This is a genomic window from Streptomyces sp. cg40 (genome assembly GCF_050320165.1).
GTDB classification, from domain to species: Bacteria; Actinomycetota; Actinomycetes; order Streptomycetales; family Streptomycetaceae; genus Streptomyces; species Streptomyces hokutonensis.
Genome location: NZ_CP190128.1, coordinates 7,752,587 through 7,763,964 on the forward strand (window position 1 = coordinate 7,752,587; position 11,378 = coordinate 7,763,964).

General features: G+C 71.9%; 9 protein-coding genes. 5 read left to right on the plus strand and 4 right to left on the minus strand.

Features of this window, described 5'->3' with window-relative positions:
* The first annotated feature begins 159 nt into the window (after positions 1-159).
* The gene (locus ACQHII_RS34925; RefSeq protein WP_403654957.1) at positions 160-930 is read left to right on the plus strand and encodes a methyltransferase; all 771 of its coding nucleotides are present in this window, start codon (positions 160-162) and stop codon (positions 928-930) included.
* Between the two features lie 277 nt (positions 931-1,207).
* Positions 1,208-1,603 carry a DUF3040 domain-containing protein gene (locus tag ACQHII_RS34930; protein WP_019067767.1) on the plus strand — a complete coding sequence of 132 codons (396 nt, stop codon included), beginning with the start codon at positions 1,208-1,210 and terminating at the stop codon, positions 1,601-1,603.
* Between the two features lie 129 nt (positions 1,604-1,732).
* On the opposite strand, the gene ACQHII_RS34935 is transcribed toward ACQHII_RS34930, so the two are convergent.
* The 4 genes from ACQHII_RS34935 to ACQHII_RS34950 form a co-directional block, all read right to left on the minus strand.
* Positions 1,733-4,114 carry a transglutaminase TgpA family protein gene (locus ACQHII_RS34935; protein ID WP_427923009.1) on the minus strand — a complete coding sequence of 794 codons (2,382 nt, stop codon included), beginning with the start codon at positions 4,112-4,114 and terminating at the stop codon, positions 1,733-1,735.
* Positions 4,111-5,475, minus strand: a complete 1,365-nt coding sequence (locus tag ACQHII_RS34940) for a DUF58 domain-containing protein (protein WP_427923010.1) — start codon at positions 5,473-5,475, stop codon at positions 4,111-4,113. Before ACQHII_RS34940 ends, ACQHII_RS34935 begins: the two co-directional genes overlap by 4 nt.
* The gene (locus ACQHII_RS34945; RefSeq protein ID WP_427923011.1) at positions 5,475-6,512 is read right to left on the minus strand and encodes an AAA family ATPase; all 1,038 of its coding nucleotides are present in this window, start codon (positions 6,510-6,512) and stop codon (positions 5,475-5,477) included. Before ACQHII_RS34945 ends, ACQHII_RS34940 begins: the two co-directional genes overlap by 1 nt.
* Before the next feature lie 237 nt (positions 6,513-6,749).
* The gene (locus tag ACQHII_RS34950) at positions 6,750-7,298 is read right to left on the minus strand and encodes a beta-class carbonic anhydrase (protein ID WP_019067763.1); all 549 of its coding nucleotides are present in this window, start codon (positions 7,296-7,298) and stop codon (positions 6,750-6,752) included.
* 416 nt (positions 7,299-7,714) lie between these two features.
* Between ACQHII_RS34950 and rsmH the strand changes: the two genes are divergently transcribed.
* From rsmH to ACQHII_RS34965, 3 genes are read left to right on the plus strand one after another with little or no spacing between them, the layout of a single operon-like run.
* The gene (gene rsmH / locus ACQHII_RS34955; RefSeq protein WP_078532411.1) at positions 7,715-8,671 is read left to right on the plus strand and encodes a 16S rRNA (cytosine(1402)-N(4))-methyltransferase RsmH; all 957 of its coding nucleotides are present in this window, start codon (positions 7,715-7,717) and stop codon (positions 8,669-8,671) included.
* A gap of 30 nt (positions 8,672-8,701) precedes the next feature.
* A complete protein-coding gene (locus ACQHII_RS34960) occupies positions 8,702-9,259 on the plus strand; it encodes a hypothetical protein (RefSeq protein WP_427923012.1) in 558 nt (185 codons plus the stop codon).
* Positions 9,260-9,264: 5 nt separating this feature from the next.
* Positions 9,265-11,235: a peptidoglycan D,D-transpeptidase FtsI family protein gene (locus ACQHII_RS34965; protein ID WP_427923013.1), complete on the plus strand. Its 1,971-nt coding sequence runs from the start codon at positions 9,265-9,267 to the stop codon at positions 11,233-11,235.
* Positions 11,236-11,378: the final 143 nt, after the last annotated feature.

Consider the following 11,378-nt stretch of genomic DNA (forward strand, 5'->3'; position numbering starts at 1 on the left):
GGGCGGGGGTCCGCCGCGCGAGACACATCACCGGGTACGGCACCGGAGGCAATAGGGTGGAGGGCGCCTGAAGCCCTCCCTCCACCCGCACCGGGACCGGGGAGGCAGCCCGTTCGCTCCGCCGTGCACAGGCGGTGCCGCGCCGAGGAGTCAACTGCCGTGTCGGACCCGAGCCGCCCCCGCGCCTCCCTCCGTACCGCCGTGGTCTGGGACGTTCTTCAGGACGCCCTCGACCGCCGGGTCAAGGCCACGGGTCGGGACGCGCTGGACGTCCTCGACACCGGAGGCGGCAGCGGCAACTTCGCGGTGCCCGTCGCCCGCCTCGGCCACCGCGTCACCGTCGTCGACCCCAGTCCGAACGCGCTGTTCGCGCTGGAGCGCCGCGCCGCCGAGGCCGGTGTCGCCGACCGCGTGCGGGGCGTCCAGGGCGACGCGCACGGCCTCTTCGACGTGGTCGAGCGCGGCGGCTACGACGCGGTGCTGTGCCACGGAGTCCTGGAGTACGTCGAGGACCCCGCAGAGGGCGTCCGCACGGTGGTGGCCGCGCTGCGCCCCGAGGGCGTCCTCAGCCTGCTCGCCGCCGGACTCGGCGGTGCCGTCCTCGCGCGCGCCCTCGCCGGCCACTTCACGGAGGCCCGCCAGGCCCTCGCCGACCCGAACGGCCGCTGGGGCGCCGCCGATCCCGTCCCGCACCGCTTCACCGCCGAGCAGCTCACCGCGTTCGTCGAGGGCGCGGGCCTCGACGTCGGCGCCGTGCACGGGGTGCGGGTCTTCGCCGACCTGGTCCCCGGTGTACTCGTGGACACCGAGCCCGGCGCCCTGGACGCGCTGCTGAAGCTGGAGGCCGCGGCGGCCGAGCTCCCGGCGTACCACTCCGTGGCCACCCAGCTTCATGTGCTCGGCGAGACGCGGGGTGCCGGCGAGGCGTGAGTGGCCTCCCGTGACGGAGCCCTGATCAGGGGCTCGGCCGCACATGGAGTACGCCACAGGCCCCCCGATCGCGGGCCCGGCGCCGTATGATCGAGGGAGACCGCCCGGCATGACGGGACGGCCGCTGGGGAATGGAAGCTTCAGCGAGCCGGAACGGCCATGGCGGATTCCGGTTGGTCAATTGGCGTAGAGGGGCGGGTTTCACGGGGGCGATTCCCTGCCTATCCTGAAGGGACCCCCCGGGTCGCCCCGGCGACTGCACGATGAGGAGGACTCCGTGCCGCTCTCGGAGCACGAGCAGCGAATGCTCGAGCAGATGGAGCGAGCGCTGTACGCCGAAGATCCCAAGTTCGCGACAGCGCTTGAGGGAAGCGGGCTGCGCACGTACACCCGGCGACGGGTCTACCAGGCGGTGGCCGGCTTCCTTGTAGGTATTGCGCTCCTCATGGCAGGAATGGTCGCAAAGCAGATTTGGGTCAGCGTGGTGGGATTCCTCGTCATGCTGGGCTGTGCGGTACTCGCCGTGACCGGCTGGCGCAAGGCTCCCAAGCCTGGCGAACAGCCCGCCGCGGGCGCTCCGCACGCCCGCCGCCAGGGACGGCAGCGGCGCTCGGTCATGGATCGTATCGAGCAGCGCTGGCAGCGCCGCCGCGACGAGCAGCAGGGCCAGTAACGGCGGCCCGGCTCCGCCCGACGCGAGGCACCCCAGAACACGAGTGAGGGGGTGACCACCGGTTCGGTGGTCACCCCCTCACTCGTGTTCTGGCCCCTCCTCCACCCGGGCGGCGGAGGGGCCAGGGCATCAGCCCTGCTGTCCCGACGGCTTGCGCAGGGTCGGCCGGATCGCCGCCGCCCGCGCCGTCACGGACGCCCACCAGGCCGACAGCTCCCACGCCACCCGGACGGTCGAGCGCGGGGCGACCACCGCGCGCAGTCGCGTGGAGCGGCTCGCCGTGTCCTGGAAACCGACGACCACCCGGCGCACGTCCTGCGCGAGCCCCGCCGCCGGCTGCGGCCTGGGGGCGTAGAGGACCTGTTCCACGGCGTCCGCCACCCGGTGCACCGAGGCGGCGGTCGGCGGATCGAGATGCCCGAGCCGCACGATCCGGTCGGCGGCCTTGCGCGGGGTCAGCGAGTCGTCCGGCGAGATCCCGAAGTCCCAGGCCGTGTCGGTCAGTTCCTCCCACACGGCCAGCGTGTGCAGGGCCGCGTCCGCCGCCGTACGGCCGTGCGCGCCCAGCCGTACCGAGCGCGTCCGGGTCCGCCAGAGCATCGGCGAGAACGGGATCGTCAGCAGCAGCAGCGCGCCCAGGCCCAGCAGCGACGCCCGCACGTACCACCACGGGCCCCTGCCGTCGTCGCCCGCGGCGAGCGCCGGGGCCTGGCTGTCACAGCCCTCGATCTTCTTCAGCTGGGCCGTGCAGCTCTCGCTCGCCGAGGGGGCGGCCGAGGGCGCCGCGCTCGTCGCGGCCGAGGAATTGGCCGGGTCCGGGATGTCGCTGCCGGGGGTGGTCGACTGGGTGTACGACGGCACCGAGCCCCGGTTGGGGGTCGGCTCGAAGCGGGTCCAGCCGATGCCCTCGAAGTACAGCTCGGGCCAGGCGTGCGCGTCCTTCAGGCCCACCGACACCGTCTGGTTGGCCTCCGGGGTGCCCGGCGCGAAGCCCACCGCGACCCGGGCCGGGATGCCCAGGGTGCGGGCCATCGCCGCCATCGCGAAGGAGAAGTGGACGCAGAAGCCCTGCTTGTCCTTGAGGAACTTCGCTATCGCGTTGCGGCCGGTACCGACGTCCACCTGGGTGTCGTACTGGAAGCCGCCGGTCACCGCGAAGTAGTCCTGGAGCTTGACCGCCTGCTCGTACGCGTTGGCCGAGCCCGCGGTGACCCGGCGGGCGGTCTGGGCCACCACCGCGGGCAGCGAGTCCGGCACCTTGGTGTACTGGGTCTCCAGGGCCTTGGACGGGGCCGGCGCGGTGGCCAACTGCTCCGCGGTCGGCTCCACGTCCAGGCTGGTGACCGTGTAGGTCACCCCCCGTGTGTTCTGGCCGTGGTCGCCCACGACCGTCATGCCCACCGGCTCGTAGCGCCAGCTGCCGTCGATGTTCACGCCGCTGGGCGGGTACGGCATCGGCAGCCAGTCCTGGGCGTACCAGTCCGCGGCCGAGATCCGGGTCGTGATCGTCGCGCGCTTGACGTCGCCGCCGAGACCGGTCGGCGTGGGGAACTTGTCCGGCACGCCTTCGATGTGGCGCTGCGACGGCTTCCACGTGATGCCGTCGAAGTCGTCCAGGGACACGATCCGCAGATACATGTCCGAGAGGTCGTTCGAGTTGGTGCGCAGGGACAGGACCTGGCGGTTCTCGTCCACGTTCAGGCTGTCCCGCAGCGAGACCAGCGGGTTGACCGCGGAGATCGTGCCGCCGCCTCCGGTGCCCGCGCCGACACCGGTCCCGGCGGCGTCCAGCAGACCGCCCGAGATCGTGGGCAGCGGCAGCAGGGCGACGGCCAGCGCGACCGCGCCGATCCGCCGCCCGGTGCGGACCGGGGCGAGCGGCCCGGAGGCGTCCGAGCCCGGCGCGGTGCGTGGTGCCCCGCCGAAGACGCGGCCCCACTGGGCGAGCCGGTCCCGGCCTTCGGACAGCAGCAGCATCAGATAGCCCGCCGCCGCGAACAGGAACCACAGCCAGTCGTAGCCGCTGTTCGACAGCCCGGCGGCCACCGAGTACAGGGCGAGCAGCGGCAGCCCGGCCGGGGCCGCGCTGCGGAAGGTGACCGCGAGCGTGTCCACCGCGAGGCCGATCACCAGCACACCGCCGATGATCATCAGCCGGATGCCGTCGTGCAGCGGTGCCGGGATCGCGTACCGGGAGACGTCGTCCGAGCCCTGCTGGAGCAGGTCGGCGAAGTGCCGGAAGGCCTCGGGGCCCGGGACGATCCCGGCGAAGGCCTGCGCCCGCGCGAAGACCAGGGTCAGCATCAGCAGCGTGACCAGGGCCTGCGCCGCGACGGTCAGCGGCCGGGCCAGCGGGACCCGCCGGGTCGCCGCGCCCACCCCGGCCTGGACCGCCAGCATGAACCCGGCCTGGAAGATCCAGATCGCCGGGGAGACCAGGGGGATCAGCGCGGTGGACGCCAGCATCGTCGCCGCCCAGGCGCAGAGCGCCAGTCGTGCCCGCCCGCTCATCCCCATCCCTCCCCGAGACCGGCCGCGGTGATGCCGTTGCGCTCCTGGTCGGCCTGGCGCCACAGCTCGTTCAGGGACGCGCCGCGCGGCACACCCAGGGCGGTCCAGCCCGCGTCGCGCAGCATCCGCAGCCGCTCCTCCTGCTCGTTCTCCGGTCCGGGTACGTCGGTCGGCTCGCGCACCCAGCCTCCGCTGTCCAGCACGAAGGCGAGGGCGCCCCCGCTGCGCTGCCGCATCCGGGCGACGATCGCCGCCTGCTCCTCGTCGAGGTCGCCGAAGAAGGCCACCAGCAACCCTTCGTTTCCGCCGCGCAGGAGGTCGTAGGCCCGGGACAGGCCGGCGCCGTCCGAGTGGTCGATCACCGCGAGGGTGTCCATCATCAGCCCGGCCGCGTCCGCCGACTCCTGGCTCGCGCCCGCGAACCCGTCGGCGCCCTCGCCGGGCACCGAGTTGCCGGTGTCGGTCAACAGCCGTACGGAGAAGCCCCGTTCCAGCATGTGCACCAGGACGGAGGCGGCGCCCGAGACGGCCCACTCGAAGGCCGAGTCGGGGCCCTGGCCCGCGAAGGCGATGCCCCGGGTGTCGAGGAGCACCGTGCAGCGGGCGCGCTGCGGCTGCTCCTCGCGGCGCACCATCAGCTCGCCGTAGCGGGCGGTGGAGCGCCAGTGCACGCGGCGCAGGTCGTCGCCGTAGCGGTAGCCGCGCGGGATCACGTCGTCCTCGCCGGCCAGGGCCAGCGAGCGGTTGCGTCCGTCGCCGTACCCCTTGGCCTCGCCGCTGAGGCGGACCGGGGGCAGGGCCTCCACGCGCGGGATCACGGTCAGGGTGTCGAACGTCGAGAAGGAGCGGGTCAGTTCGCACATCCCGAACGGGTCCGTCAGCCGCAGCTGAAGCGGTCCCAGGGGATAGCGGCCGCGCAGGTCGGAGCGGACCCGGTAGGACACCTCGCGCCGACCGCCCGCCTCCACCCGGTCCAGGACGAACCTGGGGCGCGGGCCGAGCACGTACGGCACCCGGTCCTGGAGCATCAGCAGGCCCGTGGGCAGCCGCGAGACGTTGTCCATGCGCAGATGGACGCGGGCCTCGCTGCCGGCGGGCACGCGCGCGGGGGAGAGCCGGCGGCTGCCGGCGACCCGGTACCGGGTGCGGTAGAGCACGGTCGCGCAGACCAGGGGCAGCACGGCCAGCAGCAGTCCGACCCGGAGCAGATCGCCCTGCCCCAGGACGTACGCGCAGACGGCCGCCGCGATGCCGGCGGCCAGGAACGAGCGACCGCGGGTGGTCAGCCCCGCCAGGGCCGTACGGACACCGCCCTTCTCGTCCCGCTCGGGCTCCGGGATCCCCGGCCCCCCGGCGGCCATCACAGCCTCCGGGGCGGCTGTTCGCCGTAGGACGCCGGGCCGCGGCCCATGCCGAAGCTGCTCTGCTGCGGCGGCGCCGCGGGCACGGGGGTGCGCTGGAGGATCTCCTGGACGACCTGCTCCGCCGTACGGCGGTTCAGCTGCGCCTGGGCGGTGGGCAGCAGGCGGTGGGCCAGGACCGCGACCGCGAGCGCCTGGATGTCGTCCGGCAGCGCGTACTCGCGGCCGCTCAGGGCGGCGGACGCCTTCGCCGCGCGCAGCAGGTGCAGCGTCGCGCGCGGGGAGGCGCCGAGTCTGAGGTCGGGGTGGGTGCGGGTGGCGGAGACCAGGTCCACCGCGTATCTGCGCACCGCGTCGGCGACATGGACGCCGCGGACCGCCTCGACCAGCTTCACGATGTCGTGCGCGTGGGCCACGGGCTGGAGGTCGTCCAGCGGGCTCACCCCGCCGTGGATGTCCAGCATCTGCAACTCGGCCTCCGCGCTGGGATAGCCGATGGAGACCCGGGCCATGAAGCGGTCGCGCTGGGCCTCGGGCAGCGGATAGGTGCCCTCCATCTCGACCGGGTTCTGCGTGGCCACCACCATGAAGGGGCTGGGCAGCTCGTAGGTCTGGCCGTCGCTGGTGACCTGTCGCTCCTCCATCGACTCCAGGAGCGCGGACTGCGTCTTCGGCGAGGCGCGGTTGATCTCGTCGCCGATCACGATCTGCGCGAAGATGGCGCCCGGTTTGAACTCGAAGTCCTGCCGCTGCTGGTCCCAGATGGACACACCGGTGATGTCCGAGGGCAGCAGGTCCGGCGTGAACTGGATTCGCCGCACCGAACAGTCGATCGACCGCGCCAGCGCCTTGGCCAGCATTGTCTTGCCCACGCCCGGAACGTCCTCGATCAGGAGATGTCCCTCGGCGAGCAGCACGGTCAGCGAAAGCCGTACGACCTCGGGCTTGCCCTCGATCACTCCTTCCACCGAACTGCGGACTCGCTCCACAGTGGCGGTCAGATCTGTAAGGCTCGCTCGATCGTCATAGGTCGTCACCCGGCCCTCCTCGGCCCGTTCTTTCCATGGGCCGACGCGCATACGGCGGACCGGCCCACCCCGAAACACGGACGGCACGCGGGAAAAGTTCCGCGTGACGCCACACCCGCATTCTTGTTGCCGTTACCGGTTCGTGTCACTCGCCTGTGGACAACTGCCTTCGCTTTGTCGGGTCTTACGACCTTTTGGGCGGTCCGAGGGGCGAACTTTTCGAAAGTTTCGGGGCGGGCGGGTGTGTCAGGCGGGGTCGATCTCGCGGAGCAGACCCGACTTCACGTCGAACACGAAGCCGCGCACATCATCAGTGTGCAGCAGGAACGGCGAGGTCCGCACGCGCTGCATGGACTGCCGTACGTCCTGCTCCACGTCCCGGAAGGCCTCCACCGCCCAGGCGGGGCGCTGGCCGACCTCCATCTCCAGGTCGTGCCGGAACTCCTCGGTGAGGGACTCCAGGCCGCAGCCGGTGTGGTGGATGAGCACGACGCTGCGGGTGCCGAGCGCCCGCTGGCTGATGGTGAGGGAGCGGATGACGTCGTCGGTGACCACACCGCCCGCGTTGCGGATGGTGTGGCAGTCGCCGAGCTGGAGGCCGAGCGCCTTGTGCAGGTCGAGACGGGCGTCCATACAGGCCACGACGGCCACCTGGAGGACGGGGTGGGCGTCCATCCCGGGGTCGGTGAACGCGGCGGCGTACTGGGCGTTGGCGTCGACAAGGCGGTCCGTCACGGTTCCGCCGTGGGCTATGGCGCCTTCGGACTCTGTGGGTACGGATGCGGAGGTCGTCATACCTATGACGGTACTGGTCACCGGCGGTGCGGTCTTGGTGTGAGATGGGAAAAAGAGCGTCATCGTGTCCTCTTGTGAGGTAACCCACACGGGTGGCGGGGGTGCACCCGCGTGGGTGGTTCTTCCCGTTTTGAGGCTTCGCACGCGCCCCGGCCCGCGACGCGCAGGCCGGTTGATTGACCGTGAGACAGCGTGGACTAAAGTTGCGCGAAGCGGGAGGCGAGGCCTCCCTGCTGGACTTTTCCCGGAGACCCCGGCGACCTTCCGGATTCTCCCCACGTGCGCGGCGCGTACGTACGGCTCGGCCTCCTCCCGCTCCCGGTCGGCTGACGCTTCCGGCGCCGGCAGGCCTTCCCCTTCCTGAGCGGGCGGGGACCCGGCGGTGCGTACGGGCCCGCCGGACCTGAGAGGGCCCCTTGAGCAACAGTCGACACGTCCCGGTGATGCTCCAGCGGTGCCTGGACCTGTTGGCACCCGCCCTGGAGCGGCCGGGAGCGGTCGTCGTCGACTGCACCCTCGGCCTCGGCGGGCACAGCGAGGCACTGCTCGCCCGCTTCCCCGAGGCCCGCCTCGTCGCCCTCGACCGCGACAAGGAGGCCCTGCGCCTCTCCGGTGAACGCCTCGCCCCCTTCGGGGAGCGCGCCACCCTCGTGCACGCCGTCTACGACGAGCTGCCCGAGGTACTGGAGCGGCTCGGCCTCGCGCGCGTGGAGGGCGTCCTCTTCGACCTCGGCGTCTCCTCCATGCAGCTGGACGAGGCCGACCGAGGCTTCGCCTACGCCCAGGACGCGCCCCTGGACATGCGCATGGACCAGACGACCGGCATCAGCGCCGCCGAGGTCCTCAACACCTACCCGGCGGGCGAACTCGTCCGCATCCTGCGGGCGTACGGCGAGGAGAAGCAGGCCAAGCGGATCGTCTCCGCGGTCGTACGGGAACGCGACAAGGAGCCGTTCAGCAACAGCGCGCGGCTCGTCGAGCTGATCCGCGACTCGCTGCCCCAGGCCGCCAAGCGCACCGGCGGCAACCCGGCCAAGCGCACCTTCCAGGCGCTGCGCATCGAGGTCAACGGCGAACTGTCCGTCCTGGAGAGGGCGATTCCAGCCGCCGTGAAGTCCCTTGCCGTGGGCGGCCGGATCGCCGTCCTGTCGTACCACTCGCTCGAAGACCGCCTGGTGAAGCAGGTGTTCGCGGCCGGCGCCGCCAATACCGCGCCTCCTGGACTGCCGGTGGTGCCCGAGCAGTACCAGCCCCGGCTCAAGCTCCTGACGCGCGGTGCCGAACTTCCCACCGAGGAAGAGGTCGCCGAGAACCGGCGGGCGGCACCCGCGCGGCTGCGGGGGGCCGAGCGCATCAGGGAGGACATCGGGTGAGTACGTACCAAGTGAGCGCGGGGTGCGTGAGTGAGTAGGAAACCCGAACTGAGGGGCAGGGCCGCCCGGCTCGCGCGGCTCTTTCCGACCGGCCCGGGACAGGCGGCCCGTACCCCGTTCGTCCTCCTTGTCGTGCTCCTCCTCGGCGGCGGCCTGATCGGCCTGCTCGTGCTGAACTCCGCGCTCAGCGAAGGGCAGTTCAAGCTGGACGACCTCCAGAAGCAGACCAAGAGCCTCACCGACGAGGAACAGGCCCTCCAGCGGGACGTCGACGCCTACTCCGCCCCCGACGCCCTCCAGCGCCGCGCACACGAACTCGGCATGGTGCCCGGGGGAGACCCCGCCTTCCTCGACCCGAACGGCACCGTGAAGGGTGTCCCGGAGCAGGCCGCCGCCGAGAAGACCTCCGCGGACACACCGGTGGTGCTCGCCCCCGAGGCGCTCATCAGCAGGCCGAGCCCGAGCCCGACCCCCGCGCCCGGCGCGGCGGCACCCGTGGCCGGCCCGACCCCCACCCCGGCCCGGTCCGTACCGCCCGTGCGGTCCACGGCAGTTCAGTCCTCCACCCCGACTACACCCGGCAGGTGACGGAAGTGTCCGACAGGGAACCGCCGCGCCGCCGAGTGCCCGGACCGGCCAGGCCCGAACGGCCCGATGCCCGGCGCCGCCCCGGGCCCGGCGCCCGCCCGGCCCGCCGCCCCGCACCGGCCCCGCCCGCCGCCCGCCCGGGAGGCCCGCGCTCCCTCCGGCTCGGCAGCCCCCGCCCCCGGCTGCGGATGATCAGCCTCGCGCTGACCCTCGTCCTGATCGCGTTCGTCGTACGGCTGCTCCAGGTACAGGCCGTCGACGCGAGCGCGTACGCCGCCAAGGCCGCGCAGAACCGGTACGTCGACTACGTCCTGGCCGCCGAGCGCGGTGAGATCACCGACCGCTCCGGGGTGGCCCTGGCGACCAGCGTGGACGCGTACACGATCACCGCCGACCCGACGCTCTTCACCCGCAAGCAGCTCAAGATCGACGACGGGCCGGAGCAGGCGGCCGCCCTCCTCGCCCCGATCCTCGGCGTGGACCAGGCCTCGATCGTCAAGAAGCTCAGGCCGGCGAACAAGAACCTGCGCTACGTGGTGCTCGCCAACCGGCAGACCCCGCAGGTCTGGAAGCAGATCAAGGACCTGAAGAGCGCGCTCACCACCAAGTCCGGAACCGACCCGACCACGGTCAACGTCCTTGCCGGTGTCCTCGCCGTCCCCACCACCAAGCGCGTGTACCCGAACGGAGATCTGGCCGCCGGGATACTGGGCTGGGTCAACGCCGACGGCAAGGGCGGCGGCGGGGTCGAGCAGCAGCTGAACAAGGACCTGACCGGCAAGGACGGCAAGGTCCGATACGCCCAGTCCGGAGGCCTCCAGGTGCCCACCGCGGGCTCCACGGAGACACCCGCGGTGCCCGGTTCCGACGTCGAGCTGACCATCGACCGCGACATCCAGTGGGCCGCGCAGAACGCCATCACCGAGCAGGTGAAGAAGTCCAAGGCGGACCGCGGGTACGTGATAGTGCAGGACACCCGCACCGGAGAGATCCTCGCCATGGCCAACGCGCCCGGCTTCGACCCGAACGACCTCGCGCAGGCCAACGCGGCCTCCCTGGGCAACGCGGCCCTCCAGGACGCCTACGAGCCCGGTTCCACCGCCAAGGTCATGACGATGGCCGCCGTACTCCAGGAGAACGTGGCCACCCCGCTGACGCACGTCGTCGTGCCGAACCGGCTGCACCGCGGCGACCGGCTCTTCCAGGACGACGTCGACCACGCGACCTGGAACCTCACGCTCAACGGCGTCCTCGCCAAGTCCAGCAACATCGGCACCATCGAGGCGGCCGGCCAGCTCGGCAAGACGCAGGCACAGGCCAACCAGGTCCTGTACTCGTATCTGCACAAGTTCGGCATCGGCACCTACAGCGGGCTCGACTTCCCCGGCGAGACCAAGGGCATCCTCGCGACGCCCGACAAGTGGTCGACCTCGCAGCAGTACACGATTCCTTTCGGCCAGGGCATGTCCCTCAACGCGCTCCAGGCGGCCTCCGTCTACTCGACGGTCGCCAACGGCGGAGTCCGCGTCGAACCCACCCTGGTGCGCGGCACGAAGGGCCCCGACGGCCGCTTCACACCGGCCGCCACGCCCAAGAAGACCCGGGTCATCAGCGCGAAGACGGCGAAGACTCTCGCCCAGATGCTGGAGTCCGTGGTGGACGACGAGCAGGGCACCGGTGGTAAGGCCGCGATTCCGGGGTACCGGGTCGCGGGCAAGACCGGTACCGCCAACCGCGTGGATCCGGCCACCGGCAAGTACAAGGGCTACACCTCGTCGTTCGCCGGGTTCGCGCCCGCCGACAACCCCCGCATCACCGTCTACTGCGCGATCCAGAACGCCACCAGCGGAAGCTACTTCGGCGGTCAGATCTGCGGACCGATCTACAAGCAGGTGATGGAGTTCGCCCTCAAGACCCTCCAGGTCCCGCCCACCGGGGCGAAGGCCGCGAACCTGCCCGTGACCTTCACTCCCTGATCAGCGCAACAGCCAGGAACCGATCCGTGACCATGATCACTTCCCACTCCGGGAACCAGGGCGAGCCCCGCCCCTCGCTTCGCCCCTCGGCCGGTGCGCCCGGTACGCTCACCGCCGTGCCAACCGCCGATCAGTCCCAACCA